Source organism: Azoarcus sp. CIB (assembly GCF_001190925.1).
In the GTDB taxonomy this organism is placed as follows: domain Bacteria; phylum Pseudomonadota; class Gammaproteobacteria; order Burkholderiales; family Rhodocyclaceae; genus Aromatoleum.
This window is the reverse complement of sequence record NZ_CP011072.1, coordinates 4,785,631-4,808,866: the sequence shown is the minus strand read 5'-3', so window position 1 is coordinate 4,808,866 and position 23,236 is coordinate 4,785,631. Positions and strand designations below refer to the sequence as shown.

20 protein-coding genes are annotated in these 23,236 nt (G+C 68.6%); 9 read left to right on the top strand and 11 right to left on the bottom strand.

Annotated elements, in window-relative coordinates; genetic code table 11:
* The first annotated feature begins 52 nt into the window (after nucleotides 1-52).
* Complete coding sequence (locus tag AzCIB_RS25090) at nucleotides 53-1,066, top strand: DedA family protein (RefSeq protein ID WP_232299286.1); 1,014 nt, start codon at nucleotides 53-55, stop codon at nucleotides 1,064-1,066.
* On the opposite strand, the gene AzCIB_RS21575 is transcribed toward AzCIB_RS25090, so the two are convergent.
* From AzCIB_RS21575 to AzCIB_RS21555, 5 genes are all read right to left on the bottom strand, one after another.
* Nucleotides 990-1,931: a ribose-phosphate diphosphokinase gene (locus tag AzCIB_RS21575; protein ID WP_050417783.1), complete on the bottom strand. Its 942-nt coding sequence runs from the start codon at nucleotides 1,929-1,931 to the stop codon at nucleotides 990-992. The two genes, AzCIB_RS25090 and AzCIB_RS21575, sit on opposite strands and share 77 nt — an antisense overlap.
* Nucleotides 1,932-2,109: 178 nt before the next feature.
* Nucleotides 2,110-2,421 carry an EF-hand domain-containing protein gene (locus AzCIB_RS21570; RefSeq protein ID WP_050417782.1) on the bottom strand — a complete coding sequence of 104 codons (312 nt, stop codon included), beginning with the start codon at nucleotides 2,419-2,421 and terminating at the stop codon, nucleotides 2,110-2,112.
* A 354-nt stretch (nucleotides 2,422-2,775) separates the two neighbouring features.
* Nucleotides 2,776-3,996 (bottom strand): exo-beta-N-acetylmuramidase NamZ family protein, encoded by a 1,221-nt coding sequence (locus AzCIB_RS21565; protein ID WP_050417781.1) that lies wholly within the window; start codon nucleotides 3,994-3,996, stop codon nucleotides 2,776-2,778.
* A 25-nt stretch (nucleotides 3,997-4,021) separates the two neighbouring features.
* On the bottom strand, nucleotides 4,022-4,570 hold the full coding sequence (locus AzCIB_RS21560) for a DOMON-like domain-containing protein (protein ID WP_050417780.1): 549 nt from the start codon (nucleotides 4,568-4,570) through the stop codon (nucleotides 4,022-4,024).
* A complete protein-coding gene (locus tag AzCIB_RS21555) occupies nucleotides 4,567-6,603 on the bottom strand; it encodes a TonB-dependent receptor plug domain-containing protein (RefSeq protein WP_157058546.1) in 2,037 nt (678 codons plus the stop codon). Before AzCIB_RS21555 ends, AzCIB_RS21560 begins: the two co-directional genes overlap by 4 nt.
* A 249-nt stretch (nucleotides 6,604-6,852) precedes the next feature.
* On the opposite strand from AzCIB_RS21555, the gene AzCIB_RS21550 reads away from it, so the two are divergent.
* Nucleotides 6,853-7,614, top strand: a complete 762-nt coding sequence (locus tag AzCIB_RS21550) for a TerC family protein (RefSeq protein ID WP_050417779.1) — start codon at nucleotides 6,853-6,855, stop codon at nucleotides 7,612-7,614.
* 52 nt (nucleotides 7,615-7,666) lie between these two features.
* On the opposite strand, the gene AzCIB_RS21545 is transcribed toward AzCIB_RS21550, so the two are convergent.
* Nucleotides 7,667-7,933, bottom strand: a complete 267-nt coding sequence (locus AzCIB_RS21545) for a hypothetical protein (protein ID WP_050417778.1) — start codon at nucleotides 7,931-7,933, stop codon at nucleotides 7,667-7,669.
* A gap of 210 nt (nucleotides 7,934-8,143) precedes the next feature.
* Here AzCIB_RS21545 and AzCIB_RS21540 point away from each other — a divergent pair, with 210 nt between their 5' ends.
* The 6 genes from AzCIB_RS21540 (at nucleotide 8,144) to AzCIB_RS21515 (ending at nucleotide 17,769) form a co-directional block, all read left to right on the top strand.
* Nucleotides 8,144-9,781, top strand: coding sequence for a peptide chain release factor 3 (locus AzCIB_RS21540; protein ID WP_050417777.1), 1,638 nt, complete (start codon nucleotides 8,144-8,146; stop codon nucleotides 9,779-9,781).
* 120 nt (nucleotides 9,782-9,901) lie between these two features.
* Nucleotides 9,902-13,111: a transglycosylase domain-containing protein gene (locus AzCIB_RS21535; RefSeq protein ID WP_050417776.1), complete on the top strand. Its 3,210-nt coding sequence runs from the start codon at nucleotides 9,902-9,904 to the stop codon at nucleotides 13,109-13,111.
* A gap of 133 nt (nucleotides 13,112-13,244) precedes the next feature.
* The gene (locus tag AzCIB_RS21530) at nucleotides 13,245-15,398 is read left to right on the top strand and encodes a DUF6600 domain-containing protein (RefSeq protein ID WP_050417775.1); all 2,154 of its coding nucleotides are present in this window, start codon (nucleotides 13,245-13,247) and stop codon (nucleotides 15,396-15,398) included.
* Nucleotides 15,399-15,493: 95 nt separating this feature from the next.
* Entirely contained in the window at nucleotides 15,494-15,964 is a 471-nt protein-coding gene (locus tag AzCIB_RS21525) for a PACE efflux transporter (protein ID WP_050417774.1), read from the top strand.
* A 19-nt stretch (nucleotides 15,965-15,983) separates the two neighbouring features.
* Nucleotides 15,984-17,000: a UDP-N-acetylmuramate dehydrogenase gene (gene murB, locus AzCIB_RS21520; protein WP_050418503.1), complete on the top strand. Its 1,017-nt coding sequence runs from the start codon at nucleotides 15,984-15,986 to the stop codon at nucleotides 16,998-17,000.
* A 130-nt stretch (nucleotides 17,001-17,130) separates the two neighbouring features.
* Nucleotides 17,131-17,769 carry a c-type cytochrome gene (locus tag AzCIB_RS21515; protein ID WP_050417773.1) on the top strand — a complete coding sequence of 213 codons (639 nt, stop codon included), beginning with the start codon at nucleotides 17,131-17,133 and terminating at the stop codon, nucleotides 17,767-17,769.
* Between the two features lie 13 nt (nucleotides 17,770-17,782).
* Here AzCIB_RS21515 and AzCIB_RS21510 read toward each other — a convergent pair whose 3' ends face one another.
* Both AzCIB_RS21510 and AzCIB_RS21505 read right to left on the bottom strand, forming a co-directional pair.
* Nucleotides 17,783-18,520, bottom strand: coding sequence for an N-acetylmuramoyl-L-alanine amidase family protein (locus AzCIB_RS21510; protein WP_050417772.1), 738 nt, complete (start codon nucleotides 18,518-18,520; stop codon nucleotides 17,783-17,785).
* A 63-nt stretch (nucleotides 18,521-18,583) separates the two neighbouring features.
* Nucleotides 18,584-19,405, bottom strand: a complete 822-nt coding sequence (locus tag AzCIB_RS21505) for an IclR family transcriptional regulator (protein WP_050418502.1) — start codon at nucleotides 19,403-19,405, stop codon at nucleotides 18,584-18,586.
* Between the two features lie 175 nt (nucleotides 19,406-19,580).
* Between AzCIB_RS21505 and AzCIB_RS21500 the strand changes: the two genes are divergently transcribed.
* Nucleotides 19,581-21,260, top strand: coding sequence for an FAD-dependent oxidoreductase (locus tag AzCIB_RS21500; RefSeq protein WP_050417771.1), 1,680 nt, complete (start codon nucleotides 19,581-19,583; stop codon nucleotides 21,258-21,260).
* A 19-nt stretch (nucleotides 21,261-21,279) separates the two neighbouring features.
* On the opposite strand, the gene AzCIB_RS21495 is transcribed toward AzCIB_RS21500, so the two are convergent.
* Genes AzCIB_RS21495 through AzCIB_RS21485 form a run of 3 tightly spaced genes read right to left on the bottom strand, consistent with a single transcriptional unit; the run spans nucleotide 21,280 to nucleotide 23,200 of the window.
* Nucleotides 21,280-21,861 (bottom strand): DUF4166 domain-containing protein, encoded by a 582-nt coding sequence (locus AzCIB_RS21495; protein WP_050417770.1) that lies wholly within the window; start codon nucleotides 21,859-21,861, stop codon nucleotides 21,280-21,282.
* Complete coding sequence (locus AzCIB_RS21490) at nucleotides 21,858-22,337, bottom strand: DUF2269 family protein (protein ID WP_050417769.1); 480 nt, start codon at nucleotides 22,335-22,337, stop codon at nucleotides 21,858-21,860. The genes AzCIB_RS21495 and AzCIB_RS21490 overlap by 4 nt, the downstream gene beginning before the upstream one ends.
* Nucleotides 22,334-23,200, bottom strand: a complete 867-nt coding sequence (locus AzCIB_RS21485) for a complex I NDUFA9 subunit family protein (protein ID WP_050417768.1) — start codon at nucleotides 23,198-23,200, stop codon at nucleotides 22,334-22,336. Before AzCIB_RS21485 ends, AzCIB_RS21490 begins: the two co-directional genes overlap by 4 nt.
* Nucleotides 23,201-23,236 lie beyond the last annotated feature (36 nt).

Here is a 23,236-nt window from a genome sequence, read left to right as displayed (position 1 = left end):
GAATCGTGGTTCTTTCCTTTTGGAGCTCCCCGGCGACGCCGGGAGGGGCGTGATGGATCTCAGCCAGATCACCGAAGCGATCCAGCGCGACGCCGTTTGGGTCGTGTTCGTCAATGTGCTGCTCCAGCAGCTGGGCTTGCCGGTGCCGGCGGTGCCGACGCTGCTGGTCGCGGGCAGTCTCGCGGCGGGCTCCGGCCAGGCGGGCGCGATGCTCGCTGCGGCGGTGGGTGCCTCGGTCGTCGCCGACTGGGTGTGGTATCTCGCCGGGCGTATCTTCGGCTATCGCGTGCTGTCCGGCCTGTGCCGGCTGTCGCTCAATCCCGGTTCCTGCGTGACGCAGACCGAGGCGCGCTTCATGCGCTGGGGCGTGTGGTCGCTGGTCGTTGCGAAGTTCGTGCCGGGTTTCTCGACCGTCGCGCCGCCCATCGCCGGTTCGCTGCGCATGCCGCTGCCGGGATTCCTCGCGGCGGCCGCAGCGGGGGCCGCGCTGTGGGCGGGGGGCGCCATTCTCGCCGGCTGGTGGCTGCGCGACGAGTTGCAGAGCGCGCTCGCGGCGATGAGTCGCCACGGTTCGACGATGATCGTCGGGCTGGCGCTTGCGCTGGGCGGATGGATCGCCTGGAAGCTGTGGCAGCGCTACCGCTTCGAGAAGCTCGCCGCGATCCCGCATGTCACGCCGCTGGAACTGATGGAGGCACTCGCATCCGACACGCCGCCGCTGCTGCTCGACCTGCGCAGCGCGACGATGGTTGCGGAGACCGGGCCGGTGGCGGGGGGCGCGCACGGCGGATGTGCAAAGATTGATGGACGTCGTGGGCGACTGGCCGCGCGATCGGCCCATCGTGACGATGTGCGCGTGCCCCGCCGATGCGACCGCGGTGCGTGCCGCACATGTGCTGGCCGGGCTCGGCTATGCCGCGGCGCGACCGCTCAGGGGTGGCTACGAGGCCTGGCTGGCGGCGAATCGGACGGCCTGAGCCGGTACGACGCTACTCGAACAGCGCGCCGACGCTCTCGCCGCTGTGGATGCGCTCGATCGCCGACGCGAACAGCGGCGCGACGGTGAGCTGGGTGATCTTGTCCAGGCGCTTGCCCGGCGGCATGTGCACGGTGTTGGTGACGACGATGGACTCGATCGGCGCGTCGCGCAGGCGGTCGATCGCCGGGCCGCACAGCACCGCATGCACGGCGCCGACGTGGATCGAGCGTGCGCCGGCGGCTTTCAGCGTGCCGATCGTCGACAGCAGCGTGCCGCCGGTCGAGATCTCGTCCTCGAAGATCACGACGTCGTGCCCCTTCACGTTGCCGACGACCTCGCCGTGGGTGACGTTGGTGTCGCTGACGCGGCGCTTGTCGATGATCGCCATCGGGATGCCCAGGCGCTCGGAGAAGCGCCCGACGCGTTTCGCGCCGCCGGCGTCGGTCGCGACTGCGACCATGTGCGCGAGGTCGTGGTGGCGGCGGAAGTGCTCGGCGATGGTCGGGATCGCGGTGAGGTGGTCGACCGGCACCGAGAAGAAGCCGTGCACCTGGTCGGCGTGCAGGTCCATCGTCAGCACACGGTTGGCGCCCGCGGTCTGCAGCATGTCGGCGATCAGGCGCCCGGTGATCGAGATGCGCGGGGCGTCCTTCTTGTCGGAGCGCGCGTAGGAGTAGTAGGGGATCACCGCGGTCACGCGCCGCGCCGAGGCGCTGCGCAGCGCGTCGAGCGTGATCATCAGCTCCATGATGTGGTCGCTCACCGGCTCGGTGAAGGACTGCACGACGAACACGTCGCGCTCGCGCACGTTGTCGCGGATCTGCACGTGCAGGTTGTCGTTCGAGAAGCGCGAGATCTCCAGCGGGCTCAGCGCCAGTCCGAGCGTGTCGCAGATCTCCGCGGCCAGCGGACAGTTGGAGTTGCACGCAAAGATGCGCAGGGCGTCGTTCATCGCATTCGCTCCGGTGGCGGTCGTGCCGCGCCGCGGGGCCGGCGCAACATCTCGTTGCGAATTGTAGCTGCCGCGACGGGGCCGCGGCAGGATGCGACGTTGCGGGAAGGCGACTTACGCGCTCGGAAGCGCCCGCGCGTTCGGGGTCAGGAATGCGATGAGGGGGCGGGCGCAGCGCTCAGGTGCGCGGATCCATGTGCTGGAAATAGGCGACCCATTCGGGACGGCTGATCTTGCCGTCGGAATCGGTGTCGATGTCGCCGAAGTACTTCACCAGCGGCGCCGAGGCGCGCGCTTCGTCGCCGTCGATGCGGCTGTCGCTGTTGCGGTCGAGCAGGCCGAAGACGTAGTTCGCGTCCGGTTCGGGTTCCGTGGCGCGCTGCGACTGGGAGTCGAGGGCGACGGGCGTGAAGGCCCCGGCGGCGGCGGCGACCAGCGGGGCCAGCACGCTCAGCGCGAGCGTGGCGCAGATCAGGCGTTTGGTTAGCACGTTGTTTCTCCATCCTGGGGGATCCTGCGGGGAACGCAGAACACCTTCGCCACTTTGCAAGCGGCGGGCCAGTCATGGAAAAGTGTTTTGTATCAGCGTGTTGAAGCCATTGGCATGGCTGGGGAGGGGCGCGCGGGCGCAAAAGCGTCGCCGCGAAGCGACGGACAGGCCGGCCTGCGCGCCGAAAGCCGCGTGTGGCGCGGCCTTTGCGTTGTCGCCGGCTGGCGACGGCATTGGGGATTTGCTGCGCTGCGGCGCAGTTCACTCAGGGAAAGTTACAAAGCGGCGTGCGGAAAGCCTGATACTCGATGCTGCGGTGCGGCGATCCGGGGCCGTGTCGCCGCGTTGCGTCGTTCAGCGATACAGCAGGAGGGGTTCGCGCGCCGCGGTCCACTCGCCCTCGTCGGGGACGGTCAGGGAGTCGAGGTCGGCCGGCGTCGCGGCCGGATCGTCCACCCAGCGGCGCAACAGCTCGCTGCCGTTGATCAGGTCGATCGCGAGGCGGTCGTGCTCGTACTCGTAGGGGAAATCGCGCCACAGCGGGTAGTCGGGCTGCAGGGCACGCAGCGCCTTGAAGGCGAGCGCCTGCAGGCGCCACGGACGGAACGCGGCGTGGTCGTAATGGGCCGGATCCTCGACATGGATCTGCAGTCCGCTGCACAGTTTGCCGGCGTGCTTGTGGAAGGTCGGTTCGAACCAGCACTCGCGCAGCACGCAGCCGGCGAGCCAGTGCGGGGCGAGGCGCTGCATCTCGGCGCGGATCGCGCGTGCGTCGATGTCGGGGGCGCCAAAGAGCTCCAGCGGGCGCGTCGTGCCGCGGCCTTCCGACAGCGTCGTGCCTTCCAGCATCACGGTGCCCGCGTAGGCGCGCGCCATCGACAGGTTGGGCGCGTTGGGGCTCGGGTTAACCCAGCTGCGCTCGCCCAGCGGCCAGCCGTAGCCGGGCGCCGCGTCCGGCTGCCAGCCGTCCATCGTGACGACCTGGCAGTCGAGGTCGAGTTTCAGGGTCGCGACGAACCAGCGCGCGAGCTCGCCCATCGTCAGGCCGTGGCGCATGGGTAGCGGTCCGGCGCCGACGAAGCTTTCCCAGCCGGGGCGCAGCAGAAGGCCCTCGACCGGCCGCCCGGCGGGGTTGGGGCGGTCGAGCACCCACACCGCCTTGCCGTGGCGCGCGGCGGCTTCAAGCACGTAGCGCAGCGTCGTGATGAAGGTGTAGATGCGGCAGCCCAGATCCTGCAGGTCGACCAGCAGCACGTCGAACGTGTCCATCATCGCGTCGGTCGGCCGGCGCACCTCGCCGTACAGGCTGAACACCGGGATGCCGTGTGCCGGGTCGATGAAGTCGGGCGACTCGACCATGTTGTCCTGCTTGTCGCCGCGCAGGCCGTGCTGCGGCCCGAAGGCGGCGCTGAGCGTGATGTCGGGCAGGGCGCCAAGCGCGTCGAGCGAATGCGTGAGTTCGCGCGTGACCGACGCGGGGTGGGCGAGCAGGGCGACGCGGCGGCCGGCGAGCGGGCGGCGCAGCGCGGGGTCTTCGAGCAGGCGGTCGAGGCCGAACCGGATGGATGCGGTCATAGTGTGCGGGACGTTTGCGCCGCGTTCAGGGCCGAGCCAGGGTCAGCGTGAAGGCGTCGCGCAGGTGGAAGTCGGGGCGGGCGCCGGGGTGGCGCAGGGCCCAATAGGATAACGTGCCGTCGAGGCTTTCGACGACCGTCGTGAGCCCGAGCTCGAGCGGCAAGCCGTGGGGAAGGGCCGCTGCGTCGAGCGTGGCGTCCAGTACGAGCCGGTCCGCTGCGAGCCTCGACGCGATGAGGGGGGCGGGCGGGACCATCCCGGGCGCACTGCGCTCGCGGTAGGCATCGAAGTCGTAGATCGCCCATTCGCCGGAGGGCGAGAAGTTGAACTCGCGGTAGGCCGGGTTGCCGGGGATGGCGACGAAGGCCTCGCAGCAGGTGTGCGCCCACAGCCCGTCCGCCATCCGCGCGGCGCGCGGGCCGGGGACGGCGATCCGATCGAGTTTTCCCACGAGTTCGAAGCGCAGCCGCAGTCCGCCCGCGTCCTCGCGGAAGACGGTCACGGCGATCGCATCGATCGGGCAGGGTTGCCCCTCAGGATAAGGACGAAGCTCGGCCTTCGCTGCGGCGGTCACGGGCGTTTGCCGCGCTCCAGCGCGATGCTGAGCGAGAGGTAGGCGGTCGGGCAAACCCGGTTCACCGGGTCGTCAGAGCCGCTTGCGGCCTGCTGGCTGCGATCGGCGAATTCCTGGTGACGGGATCCGATGTTCTGCGCGGTGAGGCCCAGTTGCACGGCGTGACCTGCGACGCGGGTCGTGTAGGTGATGTTCGCATCAGCCGTCGTGTAGGGCCGGGCGACGAAGCGGTAACGCGGCACATAGCCGTCGCCGCCGGCGAGCGGCCCCATGCGCATCACGCTGAGCATGCTCTTCCAGCCGCCGCCCCAGTCCTGGATCCAGCTCACCGCCGCGGTGTAGGGGGCGCTGCGGTCCTCGATCGCGGCGCTGCGGCTGTCGCGGTCGAGGATGGCGTGCGCGACACGCAGCTCCGTGCCCGGCCGCGGGCGTGTCGACAGCTCGTATTCGATGCCGCGCAGGCGCACGGCGGAGTCGAGGTTTTCGTAGCGCGTGGAGCCGAGGAAGGACGACAGCAGCGGCGCCGGAACGGGATCCGGCTGCGGCACGCGCACGACGAAGTCGTGGATATTCTCCTCGAACACCCGTACGTCCAGCATCGTGTTCCAGGTCTCGAAGCGGCCGAAGTAGCCGATTTCGCGGGCGCCGACGCGCGTCTGTTCGAGGTCGGGATTGGGCACGTAGGGGCGGACCAGTTCGCGGCCGCTCGCCGGGTCGATCGCGCGGATGTCCGCGTAGCGCGAGAACACGTTGTTCTGGCGCAGGCCGCGGGAATAGCCGGCGCGCAGCGTATGTCCGGGGGCCGCCTGCCAGTTGGCGAAGACGCGCGGGCTGAAGTGCGTCTTCCCGCCGGAATACCGCTCCACCGCGCCCCCCAGGTTCAGCGTGACGTCGTCCAGCGCGCGCCACTCGACGTTCCCGGATCCGCGATACAGGTACTGGGGGTCGGGGTTGCCGCTGAAATAGAGGAAGGGTGCGTCGACATCCTCGCGCTGGGCCTCCAGCCCCCACACGAGCTGCAGCTGCGGGGCGGGGGTGCTGCGCCGCTGGATGCCAATGCTGTCGCGCACGCTCTCGCGCTTGCGGTTGAGCGGCACTGCCGGGAAGATTGGCGGCGCGCTCGCGAGCCACGCTTCGCGCGCTCGTTCGTGATTGCGGTAGTAGTTGAGCAGCCACTCCGTGTCCGCGGACTCGTTGTGCTGCCACTGCAGATGGAGGTTGTGGCTGTGGTGCCTGCTGTGGCGAGTGCCGTTGTTGTCGAACACCGAGCCCTGATAGCCCTCGCCGCGCACCCCGGCGTTGCTCGCGATCCGCACGAGCAGGGCGTCATCGGCGCCGATCTGCAGGTCTCCGCGCAGGGAGAAGGTGTCGGTGCGGCGCGTGTCGTGCAGGCCGTCGAAGCCTTCGTCCCGCTGCGTGGCCGCGCTCGCGCGCAGGGTCATCGGGTCCCCGCCGCCGGTCCAGGTGAATGTCGCGTCGCGGATGCGGTCGTCGCCCGCGCGCAGGTCCACCCGCAGTCCGGGGTCCTCGACGCTGTGGCGGGTGATGATGTTGATGATGCCGAGGAAGGCGTTGGCGCCGTAGCTCGTCGCATTCGTCCCGCGCACCACCTCGATGCGGTCGATCTCGTCGAGCGTGAGGGGCAGGGCAGTCCAGTCGACACCGCCGAAGGCGCTGCCGTTGATCGCCGAACGGCCGTCGACCAGCACCTGCATTTCGGTCGGGTAATCGCTCGACAGGCCGTGGTAGGTCACCCACTGCGCGTGCCCGCGCTCCTGTCCGATCTGCATTCCGGGTACGAGCCGCAGCACGCGCGCGAGGTCGCGATAGCCGGTCGCGGCGATCAGCTCGCGGTCGATCACCGTCACCGCGCCGGGCACCTCGTGCCGGGGCTGGGGCAGGCGCGTCGCGCTCAGCACCAGCGGCAGCTCCTCGAAATAGGGCGATTCGGCCGCGGATGCGGGAATCGCGACGCTCGCGATCAGTGCGAGCGTCAAGTGCAGGCGGAGGGAGCGGATCGACAAGGCAGCCAACTGAATCTCGGTCCAGGCGCAGCAGGTGAGAAACCCGCAAGCATACCCTGTTCCCTACCTCCATGGTGATAGCGCGGGTATTTCCGGTGATTATGCTGCCGCGGTCGGCTCCGCCTGCGCTAATCCCCAGTCCCGCTGCGTGCCGGCCACCGTCAATCAGGAATTACGGAAGCTTTGCTGCGGTTGCGCAATTCGCGTTTCTTGCCGGCAGCATGCTATATAACGGGATTATCCGTTTGATGACCCGCCATGATCGAATTCCTCACCGACCCGCAACTCATCGTCGCCTTCCTGACCCTCACCGCGCTGGAGCTGGTGCTGGGCATCGACAACATCATCTTCATCTCGATCCTCGTCGACAAGCTGCCACCCGAGCGGCGTGCGTTTGCGCGGCGCCTGGGCCTGTTCCTCGCGATGTTCATGCGCCTCGCGCTGCTGTCCATTCTCGCGTGGCTCGCCGGACTCAACCAGGCGCTGTTCGAGCTGTTCGGCCATGGTTTTTCGGCGCGCGACCTGATCCTGCTGGGTGGCGGCCTGTTCCTGGTGTGGAAGAGCACCGGCGAAATCCATCAGCTGATGGAAGGCGAGGAGGGCGAGGCCTCCTCGGCCGTCAAGGCGACCTTCACTGCCGTGATCATGCAGATCATCGTCATCGACCTGGTGTTCTCGCTCGATTCGATCATCACCGCGATCGGCATGGTGAGCAATCTGACCGTGATGATCGCCGCAGTGGTCGCGTCGGTCGGCCTGATGATGGTAGCGTCGGCGCCGATCGGCAATTTCGTCTCCAACCACCCCACGGTGAAGATGCTGGCCCTGTCCTTCCTGATGGTCGTGGGCGTCGTGCTGATTGCAGAAGGTTTTGGCCACCATGTGCCGAAGGGCTACATCTATTCGGCGATGGCTTTTTCGGTGCTGGTCGAGATGCTCAACCTGCGCATGCGCAAGCGCGCGGTCAAGCCGGTGGTACTGCACGAACCCTACGTTGCGGAGAAGCAGCCGGCGCGCTGATGCGGGCTGGTCGCGCCGGGGAAACCCGGCGCGCCGACGGCGGTGCGGAGGCTCAGCCCTTCGCGCCGCCGTTGCCGTTTACGCCCTGCGCGCGTTCCTCACGCGCGACCGCGGAAAGATCGCGCAGATACCAGGCCGCATAGCCGAATCCGGCTGCCGCGACCAGCGCCGTGAACATCAGCTTGCTGTCGAAGGGCATGCCGCTGGCGAGGTTCGCGATGACGACGTAGCCGAGGTAGCAGGCCGCGACGAGGCCGCCGAGGATGCGGGTGAGGGCGAAGATCTTGCGCTGGCGCAGCGTGGGGGCGGCTTTGGGCATGGTCGTGCATGGATGCGAAGGGAAGAGGGGCGCATCATCGCAGATTTTCGTGCAGGCACGCCGCGCGTGGCGGTGCGCGTGCGCTTCCGCGCGGGATTTCCACGCTTTCCGCCCGTTTCCCTGCGGTCGCCCCTAATTCCTTGATAGAATTGCGTTTGTCTCCGCCTCGCCGATTCCGGCCGGCGGCTTTGTTTTTTTGCGAACCGATCCATGGCCGACATCCCCTATCCGCCCGAACTGATGCGCGACGTTGCGAAACGCCGCACCTTCGGCATCATCTCCCACCCCGACGCCGGCAAGACCACGCTGACCGAAAAGCTGCTGCTGTTCGGCGGCGCGATCCAGCTCGCCGGCACCGTCAAGGCGCGCAAGAGCGCGCGCCACGCGACCTCCGACTGGATGGAAGTCGAAAAGCAGCGCGGCATCTCGGTGACCAGCTCGGTGATGCAGTTCGAGTACCAGGGGCACACCATCAACCTGCTCGACACCCCGGGCCACCAGGACTTCTCGGAAGACACCTACCGCGTGCTGACCGCGGTGGATGCGGCGGTGATGGTGATCGACGCCGCGAAGGGCGTCGAGGCGCAGACGATCAAGCTGCTCGAGGTGTGCCGGCTGCGCAACACGCCGATCATCACCTTCGTGAACAAGATGGACCGCGAGGTGCGCGAGACCTTCGACCTGCTGCAGGAGATCGAGGAGGTGCTGAAGATCGACTGCGCCCCGATCACCTGGCCGATCGGCATGGGCAAGAGCTTCCGCGGCGTGTATCAGCTGCTCGAGGATCGCGTGCTGCGCTTCACCGCGGGCGAGGAAAAGCGCAGCGAGGGCGAGCTCATCAAGGGCATCGCCAACGCCCAGCTCGACGAGTTGTTCCCGCTCGAAGTCGGCAAGTTGCGCGAGGATGTCGAGCTGATCCAGGGCGCATCGAGCCCGTTCTCGCTCGGCGACTTCCTCGCCGGCAAGCAGACGCCGGTGTTCTTCGGTTCCGGTATCAACAACTTCGGCGTGCAGGAGATCCTGCAGGCGCTGCTCGACTGGGCGCCGCCGCCGCAGCCGCGAGTCGCTGGCGTCAATACGGCGGGCGTGAACGACGCCGGCACGCGCCTCGTACAGCCTGCCGAGGCACCCTTCACCGGCTTCGTGTTCAAGATCCAGGCGAACATGGACCCCAAGCACCGCGACCGCATCGCCTTCTTCCGCATCTGCTCGGGGCGCTACACCTCGGGGATGAAGGTCAAGCACGTGCGCATGGGGCGCGAGATGAAGCTCGCCAACGCGCTGACCTTCATGGCCAACGAACGCGTGCTGATGGAGGATGGCGTCGCCGGCGACATCATCGGCATCCACAACCACGGCCAGCTGCACATCGGCGACACCCTCACCGAAGGCGAGAACCTCGGCTACAAGGGCATCCCCTACTTCTCGCCGGAACTCTTCAGCGCCGCGCGCCTGCGCGACCCGCTCAAGTCCAAGCAGCTGCAGAAGGGCCTGCAGGAGCTGGGCGAGGAAGGCGCGATCCAGGTGTTCGAGCAGGAAGGCGGCAACATGCTGCTCGGCGCGGTCGGCCAGCTGCAGTTCGAAGTCGTCGCGCAGCGCCTGAAGGACGAGTACAAGGTCGACGCGATCTTCGAATCGGCCGACATCCACACCGCGCGCTGGCTCACCTTCCCCGACGAGCTCACGCGGCGCAACTTCGAGCGCGAGCAGGCGATGCGCATCGGCAAGGATGTGGACGGCAACCCCGTGTATCTCGCCACCAGCCGCTACAACCTCGAAGTGACGATGGAGAAGTGGCCCAAGGTCGGCTTCCACGCGACGCGCGAGCACGGTCAGGTGCTCGCCTGAGCGGGGGAATCGGCCCCGGAATTGGGCAGCGGATGCTGCGCCGCAGCACGGCGCAGCTGTTTCCTCCACGCAACACGGGTATCTGCATGGCGTGCCGATGCTGGATAATCCCCGCATCACATGCATTCGGGCGCCAACGTGTCAGGTAACACCAGCAACAAGAAGCCGGAACGGCGAGGGTGGCTCAGGACGCTGCGGCGCTCGCTGTTCTGGTTGTGTGTCCTGGCGATCATCGTCGGCGGCGTCGCGGCGTATTACGAAAGCGAAACGTCTTGGCTGCAGTCGCGCGAGATCCCGCGCTACGCGGCGAAGCTCGCCTACGAGGTCCAGCCCGGCCCGAGCGAGGCGATCCGCTTCCCCGAGCACGGCCCCTTCGACCAGCGTCTGGGCTACACCCAGCTCAGGGATTTCTCCGAGCGCCTCGCCGCGCGCGGTTACGCGATCGAACGCCAGGCGCGTTTCTCCGACGCGCTGCTCGACTACGCCAGCCGTGGCTATTTCCCGCCCTACCGCGAAAAGACGCATAGCGGCCTGGCGGTCAGTGACGCGCGCGACGAATCGCTGTACGCGACGCGCTATCCGATCCGCCATTACGCCGAGTTCGACAGCATCCCGCCGCGCATCGTGCAGGGGCTGCTGTTCATCGAGAACCGCGACCTGCTGGATCCCGAGCGGCCGCACATGAACCCGGCCGTCGACTGGGCGCGCTTCGGCCGCGCGATCTTCGCCCAGCTCGCGAAGGTCGTCGACGAAGACCTCAACAGCCCCGGCGGCAGCACCCTCGCCACGCAGATCGAGAAATACCGTCACTCGCCCGACGGCGTCACCCACTCGCCGCGGGAGAAGCTGCGCCAGATGGTGTCCGCTAGCGTGCGCGCCTACCGTGATGGCGCGGAAACGCTGCCGGCGCGGCGCGAACTGGTGCTCGACTACCTCAACACCGTGCCGCTGTCGGCCGCGCCCGTGTATGGCGAGGTGCATGGTCTGGGCGACGGCCTGTGGGTGTGGTTCGGTGCGGATTTCGCGCGCGTGAACGCACTGCTGGCGAAGGACGAGGCGAGCGGCGACGAACTCGCCGAGCAGGGCCTCGCGCTGCGCCAGGTGCTCGCGCTGATGATCGCGCACCGCCGCCCTTCGCACTACCTGGGCCGCGGCCGCGACGATCTCGCCAAGCTCGCCGATGCGCACCTGCGCATCCTCGCCGAAGGCGGGCTGATCGGGCCCGGCCTGCGCGATGCGGGCCTCAAGGCGAAGCTCGTGTTCCGCGACCCCGCAGTCGACCCCGCGCGCGTGCCGGTACCGGCCGACAAGGGTTCGACGCTGGTGCGCACGCGCATCGCGGGCATGCTCGACGTGTCGCTCTACGACCTCGACCGCCTCGACTTGCGGGCCTCGACGACGCTCGACGGCAAGCTGCAGGAGGTCGTCACCGGCTACCTGCAGCGTCTCGCCGAACCCGAGTTCGGCCGCAACGCCGGCGTCATCGGCGAGCGTCTGCTCACCCCGGCGCAGCTCGACAAGGTGCATTACAGCTTCACGTTGTTCGAGCGCACGCCGGGCGGCAACCGCGTGCGCGTGCAGACCGACACCACCGACCAGCCGCTCGACATCAACGAGGGCAGCAAGCTCGAGCTTGGTTCCACGGCCAAGCTGCGCGTGCTCGCGACCTACCTCGAAATCATCGCCGAGCTGCACCAGCGCCACGCGTCGCAGTCCTTGGCCGAACTGCGCGCAGTCCAGGTCGACCGCCACGACGCGATCACGCGCTGGGCGATCGACTACCTGATCCGCACGCAGGACCGCAACCTGCCGGCGATGCTCGAAGCGGCGCTGGAGCGCAACTATTCGGCCGGCCCCGGCGAGGCCTTCTTCACCGGCGGGGGCTTGCACACCTTCAACAACTTCCGCAAGGAAGACGACGGCCGCGTGCCGACGATCCGCCAGGCGCTGCAGGCCTCGATCAACCTGCCCTTCGTGCGCCTGATGCGCGACATCGTGCGCCACACGATGTACGCGGTGCCCGGCAGTACCGCGAAGCTGCTGCAGGACGACGACGATCCGCGCCGCAGCGAATATCTCGCCAAGTTCGCCGACCGCGAGGCGCAGGTCTTCATGCGGCGCTTCTGGCGCAAGTACAAGGGTCAGAGCCCGGAGAAGATCCGCGCGACCTTCATGGACGGCCTGCGTCCGAGCGCCGACCGTCTCGCTGCGACCTACCGCTACCTCAACCCGCAGGCCGACCTGAAGACCTTCTCGGCCTTCGTGGCGGAGCGTCTGCCGGCTGCGGAGCTCGGCGCAGAGCGGCTGGGCGCGCTGTACAAGCGCTATGCGCCGGGCTCCTTCGATCTGCCCGACCAGGGCTTCATCGCGCGCGTGCACCCGCTGGAGCTGTGGCTCGCCGGCTATCTCGCCACCCATCCCGACGCGAGCTTCGACGAGGTGGTCGCCGCGAGCAAGGCCGAGCGCCAGGCCGTGTACCGCTGGCTGTTCCGTACCCGCTACAAGGGCGCCCAGGACACGCGCATCTACACGATTCTCGAGGTCGAGGCCTTCCTCGACATCCACCGCCGCTGGGTGCGCCTGGGCTATCCGTTCAACCGCCTGGTGCCCTCGCTCGCGACGGCGCTGGGCAGTGCCGGCGACCGCCCCGCGGCGCTGGCCGAGCTGATGGGCATCATCGTTAACGACGGCGTGCGCCTGCCGACCGCGCGTATCGACCGCATGCACTTCGCGCCGGACACGCCGTACGAGACCGTGTTCGCGCGCCGGCCGAGCGAGGGCGAGCGCGTGATGTCCTCCGAGGTCGCGACGGCCCTGCGCGGTGCCCTGTCCGAAGTCGTCGAGGGCGGCACCGCCCGCCGCCTCGCCGGTGCCTTCGCGGCGCCCGACGGCACGCCGCTCGTGGTCGGTGGCAAGACGGGCACCGGCGACAACCGCATCGTGATATCGGGCGCGCGCGGCCAGTTGAAGGGGGGGGTGGCAATGAACCGCACCGCCACCTTCGTCTTCTACCTCGGCCCGCGTCACTTCGGCACGCTGACCGCGTACGTGATCGGAGCGGACGCCGCGTCGTTCAAATTCACCTCGGGTCTGCCGGTGCAGATACTCAAGTCGATGGCCCCGACGCTGTTGCCCTACCTCAGCCAGACCGTCGCCGAGCCCGAGCCGGCGCGTGTGCCGCCGACCGAGGCCGCGCGCGATGCAGACGCCGCAGCCGAAGAGCCGTCGCGCGGCAACCCGGATGCGGGCATGGCCACCGGCGAGGTGCGTCCGCTGGTGCCGGCGCCGGAGGGGCAGGGCGAGGCGGAGCGCGCGCGGCCGCCGAATTGAAAAGATTTGTGTGGGTGGTCGGCAACGGTATTTGATGGCCGTTGAATACTCCAGATTCCGGTGCGTTTGCGGAGGACGCGAGGCGTACCGGATCTGTCCGCCCCGGTAGGGGCTAGTCCGGAGTGACACCGAAATGGTCCGCAATCTGAAGAACGCCTTGCGACTGCTGTTCATCGTGCCGCTGGTGCTTGCCCTGACGGGCGCGAGTGGCACTGTCCTGGCCGACCCGCCCTCACGTGCGGGACGGCTGTCCGTCGTCGAGGGCGACGTTGCCCTGCGCCGCGACGGCAGCCGCGACTGGGTGAGCGCGGCCGTGAACCTGCCGGTCACGACCGGCGACGAGATCGCGACCGAAGCCGACGCGCGCGCCGAACTGCGCATCGGATCGAGCGTCCTGCGCCTCGACCAGGCGACCTCGGTCGAGGTGCTGCAGCTCGACGACGAGCGCATCCGCGTGCGCCTCAAGGAAGGCAGCGTCGCACTGCGCATCCGCAACGCCGACCGCGAGGACGCGATCGAAGTCGAGACGCGCGACGGCGTTGCCATCCCCGCCGAACCCGGCCAGTACCGCGTCGACTTCGTCGATTCGGGAACGCTGGTGAGCAACCACCGCGGTCATATGGATTTCCGCACCGACGACCGCCACGTCGGCGTCACCGAGGGGCGCCGCGCCCAGATCTGGAGCGACGGGCCGACCAACGTTCAGTGGGACGAGCCCGACGAGGACGACTTCATGGAGTGGTCCTTCGCGCGCGACCAGCGCGACGACCGCGTCGCGCGCAACAATTATGTTTCGCCCGAAATGACCGGTGCCGAGGACCTGCACGAACACGGCGACTGGCGCGAGTACGACGACTACGGCCCGGTGTGGTTCCCGCGCGAGGTGCCCTATGGCTGGGCGCCCTACCGCTACGGCCGCTGGGTTTCGATCGCGCCGTGGGGCTGGACCTGGGTCGACGATGCGCCGTGGGGCTTCGCGCCCTTCCACTACGGCCGCTGGGTGCGCATCCGCAGCGTGTGGGCCTGGGTGCCGGGGCGCTACATCGCGCGCCCGGTCTACGCGCCGGCGCTGGTCGGGTGGATCGGCACGCCGGGCGTGAGCATCACCTACACCTCCGGTCTGCCCAACGTCAGCTGGTTCCCGCTCGCGCCGCGCGAAGTGTATGTGCCGCACTACCGTTACAGCCCGACCTACGTGCGCCAGGTCAACATCACCCACATCACCAATGTGATCGAGATCGATCGCGTCGTGAAGACTCCGCGGCAGGTGCGCTACGCGTTCCGCGACCGCAGCGAGGCGGTGACGCGGGTGTCGGAACGTATCCTGCGAGCGCCCAAGCCGGTTGCGCTCGACGTCGAGCGCCGTCGCGAGCACCGCTTCCGCGAATGGGAGCGACGCGGCTTCCCGAGTCGCGAGGTGGTGCGCCCCGACGGCACGCGCATGCGCACCGTGCAGCCGGCCCAGTTCATGCAGCCGCGCGGCGAGCGCGACGAGCGCCAGCAGGCCATCCGCGAGCAGCGTCAGGCCGAGCGCCCGCAGCGCCCGGAGTCACGCCAGGAGCGCACCGAGGCGCTGCGCCAGCAGCAGGCGCGCGAGCGCGACGAGCGCGCTGTACGCGAGCAGGAACAGCAACGCCAGCGCCAGCTCCAGCGCGAGCAGCCGGACCAGCGCCGCGAGCAGTTGCGTCAGGAACGGCGCGACGAGGCGGCGACGCGGCAGGAGCGCCTCGAGGGGCTGCGCCAGCAGAACTTGCGGGAGCGCGAGGAGCAGGGACGACGCGAGGCCGCGCAGCAGGAAGAGCAGCAGCGTCAGCGCTCCGCCCTGCGCGAACAGCAGGAGCAGCGGCGCGACGAGGCTCGCCGTGCCCAGCGTGAGGAGGTCGAACAGCGCCAGCAGGAACGTCAGCAACGGCTCGAAGCGCAGCGCCAGCAGGAGGTGGGTGAGCGCGAGGCGCGCCGGCAGCAGATCGAGCAACAGCGCGAAGAACGCGGCCGCCAGCAGGCGATGCAGGCGCAGGAGCAGGAACGCCGGCGCGATGCGCTGCGCCAGCAGACGGAGCAGCGGGAGCGTGAGGTGCAGCAGCGCCAGATGCAGCTCCAGCAACAGCGCCAGGCCGAGCAGCAACAACGGCAGGCCGAGCAGCAGCGTCAGGCCGAACAACAGCAGCGTCAGGCCGAACGCCAGCGCATCCAGCGCGAAGCGCCGCAACGGGACAACCGTGGCAGCGGCGAGGAAGAGCAGCAGCGTCGCCGCCCGCCCTTCGGCCAGTTCGAAGGCGGGCGCTGACGGCGCAGCCCGCGACGACACTGTTGCGGTGCAGCAGTTGATTTTGGGGGGGCGAGGTTCTATCTTCTCGGGTCGCCCCTCCGAGTCCTGCTTCCTTGCCCGTCCATCACCCCAAACTCCGGTCCGCCCGGGATCGCGCCCGACAGGTGATCCTGTTCGAAATCGGCGGTCTCGCCCTCACCACCCCGCCCTTTGCGTGGCTGAGCGGCGTGCCGATGGGCGATTCGCTGGGCCTGCTCGCCGTCACCGCGCTGATGGCCGCGCTGTGGAACGCCATCTATAACACCGCCTTCGACTGGATCGAGGGGCGCCGCACCGGCCGCACCGCCGACCGCCGCCCCTTCGCGCTGCGCGCCTTGCACGCGCTCGGCTTCGAGGGCGGCCTGCTGCTGATGACCCTGCCGGTGATCATGGCGTGGACCGGCATGGGCTGGCTGGACGCGCTGATCGCCGATCTCGGACTCGCCACGGCGTACGTGATCTACGCCTTCGCCTTCAACCTCGGTTACGACCGCATCTTCCCCATCGAATCGACCGCGACCGAGGCACTCGTCCGTGCGAAATGAGTTGTCCGTGACTGCCGCCATGCCCGCGATCGTGTCCGACGCCGATCTGCGCCCCTTCAATACCTTCGGCCTGCCGGCGCGCGCTGCCCGGCTCGCCACCATCGAAGACGCGGCGCAGGTCGTCGCGCTGATCGCCAGCCCGGAGTGGTCGCTGCCGCGCCTGGTGCTGGGTGGCGGCAGCAATCTCGTGCTCACGCGCGACTTCCCCGGCCTGGTGCTGAAGGTCGAGATCGCCGGGCGCCGCCTCGTCGACGAGGACGCCGACGCGTGGTACGTCGAGGCGGGCGCGGGTGAGAACTGGCACGATTTCGTGCGCTGGACGCTGGCGCAAGGCTGGCCGGGCCTGGAAAACCTGTCGTTGATTCCCGGCACCGTCGGTGCCGCCCCGGTGCAGAACATCGGCGCCTACGGACTCGAGATGGCCGAGCGCTTCCACTGCCTGCAGGCGGTGTCGCTGGACACCGGCGAGATGCAGAGGCTCGACGCGGCGGACTGCCGCTTCGCCTACCGCGACAGCGTGTTCAAGCAGGAACTCGCGGGTCGCGTGCTGATCACCACCGTCACCTTCCGCCTGCCCAAGCGCTGGCTGCCGGTCACGGGTTATGCCGACGTCGCGCGCGAGCTCGCGGCGCGGGACATCGCTGTGCCGTCCGCGCCGGACGTTTCGGATGCCGTCATCGCCATCCGCCAGCGTAAGCTGCCTGATCCCGCGCGCATCGGCAATGCCGGCAGCTTCTTCAAGAATCCCGTCGTCGATGCCGCGGTGCTCGCGCGGCTCGACGCCGCCCATCCCGACCTGCCGCGTTACGCGCAGCCCGACGGCCGCTTCAAGCTCGCGGCCGGCTGGCTGATCGACCGCAGCGGCTGGAAGGGGCGCGACCTGGGTCCCGTCGGCGCCTACGAGCAGCAGGCGCTAGTGCTCGTCAATCGCGGCGGCGCGACCGGCGCCGATGTCGAACGCATCGCGCGGGCGATCCAGGACGACGTCTTCGCGCGCTTCGGCGTGCATCTTGAGCCCGAGCCGGTCTTCGTCTGAGCGTGCGCCGGCGCCCGTGGACCGGGGCCCTGAAACCATGCTCAAATGCGGGCCTTTGTCCGCCAGCGGCCTTGCTGCCGGCATAACCGCGTGCCGCCAAGGCGCGCCACTCTCCCCGGGGGAATCGAACATGATCCGGAGCCGTCTGGCTCTCTTCGCGGCGCTGCTGATCGGCGCCTGCACCGGCACGGCGTTCGCCGGCAACGAGGCGGTGATGCAGCTGATCGCAAAGGCGACAGCCGATCCCGCAACCCGCGCGGCCCTCGTGCGCGAAGGCGATGCCGCTGCCTTCTTCTGCAAGAACTGCCACGGCGACAAGGGCATCGCCCGCTATCCGGAGGTGCCCAACCTCGCCAGCCAGAATCCGGCCTACATCGTCAGCCAGATCGACGCCTTTCTGTCCGGCAAGCGCCGCAACGAGTTCATGCAGGGTCTGATGAAGGTCCTGGGCGACCGCGAGAAGGCGGCCATCGCCCTGTTCTACGCGAACCAACCGGCGACCGCTGCCGTCGCTCCGCCGCCGCCTGCAGCCACCGCCGGTGCCGGCCACTACAAGCGCCTGTGCGTGGCCTGCCACCAGGCGGACGGCTATGGCACGGAGACCTTCGCGCGCATCGCCGGCCAGCAGCCGACCTACCTGCGGCTGAGCATGAAGCGCTACCTGGCGCGCAGCGGCGAGCGCACCAATGCCGAGATGAGCGCAGCTGTCGGCCAACTCGGCGAGGCGAACATCGAGTCCGTCGTGCAGTACATGGCGAGCCTGAAGTAGCCTCGCTCCTTCCTCAGTCAGCGTGCCGTGCCGCGGCGAGGCCGCCTGCCGTGACGCAGGCGGCGACGCCGGTGGCGATCTCCTCGGCCATGCGCTGCTGGCGCTCCGGGTCGCGCAGCAGCAACTCCTCGTCGCGGTGCTTGATCACGCCGGCCTCGAACAGCAGCGCCGGTTGCTGCGCGCGGTAGAGCACGACGAGGTTGTCGTAAAAATGGGTCGCATGCTGCGCGTCGGCGTATTCGCGCCGGCGGCCGTTCTTCTCCGTCGGCACGAAGCCCGCGCGCTGCAACCTTGCGCCAATCGCCGAGGCGCACATCAGGCTGGCCGCGACGTCGGGATTGCGGCGCGACACGAAGAGCGAGTGGCCCGCCCACGCATCGCTGAAATCGAGCGCCATGCCCTGCCATTCCCAAGGCGTGAGGTACCGCTCGCCGACCGAGTCGTGGTGGATCGAGATGAGGAACGCCGCCTGCGCAGCGCGCTCCGGCCGCGCCTGCAGCGACTCGATGCGGCCGTCGGCATTGATCAGTTCGGCGCGCAGGCCGAGTCGTTCGAGGGCCGCGACGACGCGCCCGGCGAGCTCGCGGTTGAACTCGAACTCCGTGCGGCCGCGGGCGCTGATCGCGCCCGGGGCGTCCAGCGTGTGGCCGACGTCGACGGCGACGAGCGGGCTTGCGGTCGCCATCTGTGCGACGGTGGCGCCCGGCAGCGCAAGGGCGGCCGTGAGCGTGACGAAGCGCGTCGCCCGCATGAGCCGGGCGCCTGTGCGGGCCACGCCGCGTAACCGCGTGTCCGCGTGCCGCCCGCGCACGCGTCAGGTCCCGGTGCTGCCCAGTCGCGCCGAGATTGCTTCCGCACAGGCGCGCAGTTTCGTCGCCACCGGCCCGTCCCACGCAGGGTCGAAGTTCGCGGCCGGGCCCATCGCGGTGATCGCCAGCGCGAGGTGGCCGTTGTGGTCGAACACCGGGGCGGTGAAGGCGTTGATGCCGGGGATGGGTTTGCCGACCGCGCGGGCGAGGCGCTCGCGGCGAATTTCGGCGAGTTCCGATGCGAGTTGCGCGCGCGTGGGGGCGTCGTTGGCCGCCGAGAGGCGGGCGAAATCCTCCTCGATCAGCGCGTGGGTCACGCGCGTCGGGAGGAAGGCGGCGAAAGTGCGTCCGGTCGCCGACGTCAGGAGATCCATGACCGTGCCGACGCGCATGTTCACGTGCACCTGGCGGCTGCATTCCTCGATGCTGACGATGGTGGGCCCCTGGTTGCCCCAAACGGCAATCGCGACGTTCTGCTGAATCTCGTCGGACAGCCTGGCGGCCTCTGGGGTCGCGACGCGCAGCGGATTGACGCCGTGCAGCGCCGACAGCCCCATCTGCAGCGCGAAGGCGCCCAGTCCGTAGCGGCCGGTGAGCGGGTCCTGCTCGATCAGGCCGAGCTTGCCGAAGCTCACGAGGTAGGGGTGGGCCTTGGCCGGCGGCATGCGTGCCTCGCGCGCGAGCTCCTTGAGGATCATCGGCGCGCCCTGGCGCACCAGCGCCTGCAGCAGCGCGCCGCCGACCTCGATCGACTGGATGCCGCGCCGGTCGCCGCCTTGTTTGCCGACCCGTTCGTCCGGGCGCTCCGCGCGCGTTTCGTTGTCCAAGTTCTTGTCTCCCATGGAGGGCGAATCTTAGCAGTTGCGCGGATCGCCTTCTTTGATTGAGATTAAACGATAGCAAACGAATTGACGATAAACAAATCGCCGACTAGGATGAAATTCATTCCCCGCCCGCAGAAGGTGGCGCCGTCAGCGATTGGAACTCAGGAGGAGCCCCCCCGTGCTGAGCACGTTCCAGTACCCGAGGTTCGAATACCGGCGCCCGCCGGAGATCGCCGAGGGGCGCGACGGACGCTATCCGGTCGTGGTCGTCGGCGCCGGCCCCGTCGGCCTCGTGGCGGCGATCGATCTCGCGATCCACGGCGTGCCGGTCGTGCTGCTCGACAACGACGACACCGTGTCAATCGGTTCGCGCGGCGTGTGCTACGCGAAGCGTGCGCTCGAGATCATGGACCGCCTCGGTTGCGCCGAGGAGATGGTGCAGAAGGGCGTGTCGTGGAACGTCGGCCGCACCTTCTTCCGCGAGCAGGAAGTGTTCAACTTCAACCTGTGCCCGGAGCCGGACCACCACCGCCCGGGCATGATCAACCTGCAGCAGTACTACCTCGAGGAATACCTCGTGCGCCGCGCGCAGTCGCTGCCCAACATCGACATGCGCTGGAAGAACAACGTGATCGCGGTGACCGACCACGGCGATCGCGTCGCGCTGCGCGTCGAGACCGTCGACGGTGCGTACGCGATCGACACCGACTGGGTGGTGGTCGCCGATGGCGCGCGCAGCCCGATCCGCCACATGATGGGGCTGGACATCGAAGGCAAGATCTTCATGGACCGCTTCCTGATTGCCGATGTCGTGATGAAGGCGGATTACCCGACCGAGCGCTGGTTCTGGTTCGACCCGCCCTTCCATCCGAACCAGTCGGTGCTGCTGCACCGCCAGGCCGACAACGTGTGGCGCATCGACTTCCAGCTCGGCTGGAACGTCGATCCGGAGGAGGAGAAGAAGCCGGAGAAGGTGATCCCGCGCATCAAGGCGATGCTGGGATGGCACGCAACCGAAGAGCGCGAATTCGAGCTCGAGTGGGTCAGCGTCTACACCTTCCAGTGCCGGCGCATGCACGCCTTCCGCCACGGGCGGCTGCTGTTCACGGGCGACGCCGCGCACCAGGTCTCGCCCTTCGGCGCGCGTGGCGCGAACGCCGGCATCCAGGACACCGACAACCTGGTGTGGAAGCTCAAGCTCGTGCTGGACGGCAGGGCGCCCGAAGCGCTGCTGGATACCTATTCGGAAGAACGCGTCGCCGCCGCCGACGAGAACCTCATGAACTCGACGCGCTCGACCGACTTCATCACGCCCAAGAGCGCGACCAGCCGGACCTTTCGCAACGCCGTGCTGGGGCTGGCGAAGGACTATCCGTTCGCGCGTGCGCTGGTGAATTCGGGGCGCCTGTCGATGCCGAGCGTCCTCGTCGAGTCGCGCCTCAACACCCCGGACACGGAGGTGTTCGCCGGCAACATGGTGCCCGGTGCGCCGATGGACGACGCCCCGGTCGAGAGCGAGGGCGGCGAGAAGTGGCTGCTGCAGGCGGCCGGCAACCGCTTCCTGCTGCTGTACTGCATGCCGGATGTGGGGGACGTCGATGCCGCGACGGCCGACACTTTCGCGGCGCTCGCCGCAGGCGCGATCCCCGTCGAGACCCGGGTCGTCGCCGAGCGCGGCACGGCGCCCGCGCGCCTCGCGACGCTGATCGACGCGAAAGGCCGCATCCGCGAACGCTACGACCTCAAGCCGGGCACGTGCTACCTGATCCGCCCCGACCAGCATGTCGCTGCGCGCTGGCGCAGCTTCGACGTCGCGAAGGTGCGCGCCGCGCTCGCCCGCGCGACCTGCAACACCTGAAGGAGCGCCGCCATGAGCCTCAACATCCGCTCGAGGCGGTCTGGAACTCACCCGCGTAGCGGAAGACCTCGCCCAGCAGCGGGTGCGTGAGGCGAAAATCCATGGCGAACCGGGTGTCATCGACCGCCTCCTCGACGATGGTGGCGTGCCCGAGCACCAGCCATTCGGGAATCCGCAGCAGCAGCGGCCCGAGCCTGGCAACGTAGCGCACGCCGCGATAATGCAGCCGCTCCCCCCGGACGTACGGAGCCATCTGCAGCCCGAGTACGGGATTGACGAATTCGATGAGCTCTCCGCCTCCCGCAGAGACCCAGAAGCTGTCGAAGCGGATCACCCTTCCGTCGGGGTAGGTGACGGTTCTGCGCCAGTACTGGCGCTCGCCGACCACCTCCTTTTCGACCACCGTATCGACCCGCCTGCCACGACGATTCACCAGGGCGCCAAGGAGCCGCAGGGCGCTCAGCAGGGGCTGTAGGTACCCGGGGTACTGGATTTCCATCTGCCCGGTGTCGGTGTTCGTGCCGAAGCGGTAATGGGCTTGCAATGCGGGCGGCAGCTTTTCCCAGTCGGCCCCCAGCGCCTGTTGCATGAGACTCTTCATGATCCGACTCCCGGAACGTGTTTGAACACCATCAAGGCCACCACCAGCACCATCGCGGTGAAGGCGGGGACGCCCAGCCAGAACCACCAGCGCGCCATATGCCAGTACAGCGCGGGTAAGGGCGTCTCGCGGGCGACGGCTTCCTCGGCGATCTTCTGCATGCGGATCTGCAGCCACACCACGGGCAGCCAGCAGGCGCCCGCAAGAAGGAACAGGATCAGGCTCGCGACCACCCAGGGCGTCATGACCGGTACGCCGAGCAGGAATACCATCCACAAGCCGCTGACGGGCTGGAGGATCACCGTCGGGGTCGTGAAGATCCAGTCGGCCAGCACCACATGCCGGTTGGTGACGGCGATGTGGGCCAGATTCCCGCTGCGGTCGGCCATCCACTTGTAGAACGCGCTGCCGAGGCCGGTGCCGAACAGCAGCACCATGCTAAGGACATGGAAGGTCTTGAGCAGGGTGTAGGTCATGATGCGCTCCCTGGATCGGCGCCATCCGAGAAGAACAGGCGTGCCTCGGCGGTGCGCGGCATGCGCCCCAGGAACTGCGCCAGCGGCCGGAGGTCGGCCTTGTAGCCGATCTCGAGCATGCGCAGGTTTTCCGGTTGCAGGATCGGGTTGAAGTACCGGCCCACGCGAGCGAGGGCCGTCGCCAGGGAAACGGGGATGCGGACGAGCCGGGCGCGAGGCAGGCCTTGGGCCTCGCGCATGCGCTGCAGCCAATCCGCGAACGTGACGGTTTCCGGGCCGACGATGTCGAGCGTCTGCCGGACCTGCGGCGACCCGAGGCAGCGCAAGACGGTCGCCACTACGTCGCCAATGTGCACCGGCTGTATCGCTTGCTGCCCGTCTCCGATGACGGGAATGCGGGGCAGCGCGGCCAGGCGCATGAACAGGCGGGCGCTCTTGCCGCCGCGGCCATAGATCAGGGAGGGGCGCAGCACGAACCAGTCGAGGTCGAGGCTGCGCAGGCAGTCGTCGGCCGCGCGCTTGCTCAGGTGGTAGGCGGAAAACGCCGTCTCGTCGGCGCCCAGCGCCGAGATCTGCAGCACCCTGCGAATCCCGGCCTGTGCGCAGGCCCGAAACAGGGCCGACGGCGCAAGGGTGTGCAGCGGCGCGAACCGTTGGCTGCCGCTTTCCCCGATGATGCCGACACAGTTGATGACTGCGTCAATCCCCGCAAGATGCGCTTGCCAGTCCGAGGGCGAGTGCATGCGGCGGAAATCGATACCGTTCCCGCGTGCGGCGGGGGTGACGTGATGGCCGGCGGCAGTGAGCGCCGTCGCGATGTTGCGCCCGATGAAGCCGCTGGCGCCGCTGAGCAGGATGTTCATGTGGGGCTCCTTTCGTATGACAGGAGCCCCCACTTT

What these genes read in the sequence shown, in the direction of transcription:
- AzCIB_RS21545 (WP_050417778.1), bottom strand. Translation starts at nt 7,933, where the DNA reads ATGCCCAAAGCCGCCCCCACGCTGCGCCAGCGCAAGATCTTCGCCCTC.
- AzCIB_RS21575 (WP_050417783.1), bottom strand. Translation starts at nt 1,931, where the DNA reads ATGAACGACGCCCTGCGCATCTTTGCGTGCAACTCCAACTGTCCGCTG.
- AzCIB_RS21550 (WP_050417779.1), top strand. Translation starts at nt 6,853, where the DNA reads ATGATCGAATTCCTCACCGACCCGCAACTCATCGTCGCCTTCCTGACC.
- AzCIB_RS21495 (WP_050417770.1), bottom strand. Translation starts at nt 21,861, where the DNA reads ATGAAGAGTCTCATGCAACAGGCGCTGGGGGCCGACTGGGAAAAGCTG.
- AzCIB_RS21515 (WP_050417773.1), top strand. Translation starts at nt 17,131, where the DNA reads ATGATCCGGAGCCGTCTGGCTCTCTTCGCGGCGCTGCTGATCGGCGCC.
- AzCIB_RS21490 (WP_050417769.1), bottom strand. Translation starts at nt 22,337, where the DNA reads ATGACCTACACCCTGCTCAAGACCTTCCATGTCCTTAGCATGGTGCTG.
- AzCIB_RS21540 (WP_050417777.1), top strand. Translation starts at nt 8,144, where the DNA reads ATGGCCGACATCCCCTATCCGCCCGAACTGATGCGCGACGTTGCGAAA.
- AzCIB_RS21510 (WP_050417772.1), bottom strand. Translation starts at nt 18,520, where the DNA reads ATGCGGGCGACGCGCTTCGTCACGCTCACGGCCGCCCTTGCGCTGCCG.
- AzCIB_RS21535 (WP_050417776.1), top strand. Translation starts at nt 9,902, where the DNA reads ATGCATTCGGGCGCCAACGTGTCAGGTAACACCAGCAACAAGAAGCCG.
- AzCIB_RS21565 (WP_050417781.1), bottom strand. Translation starts at nt 3,996, where the DNA reads ATGACCGCATCCATCCGGTTCGGCCTCGACCGCCTGCTCGAAGACCCC.
- AzCIB_RS21485 (WP_050417768.1), bottom strand. Translation starts at nt 23,200, where the DNA reads ATGAACATCCTGCTCAGCGGCGCCAGCGGCTTCATCGGGCGCAACATC.
- AzCIB_RS25090 (WP_232299286.1), top strand. Translation starts at nt 53, where the DNA reads ATGGATCTCAGCCAGATCACCGAAGCGATCCAGCGCGACGCCGTTTGG.
- murB (WP_050418503.1), top strand. Translation starts at nt 15,984, where the DNA reads ATGCCCGCGATCGTGTCCGACGCCGATCTGCGCCCCTTCAATACCTTC.
- AzCIB_RS21530 (WP_050417775.1), top strand. Translation starts at nt 13,245, where the DNA reads ATGGTCCGCAATCTGAAGAACGCCTTGCGACTGCTGTTCATCGTGCCG.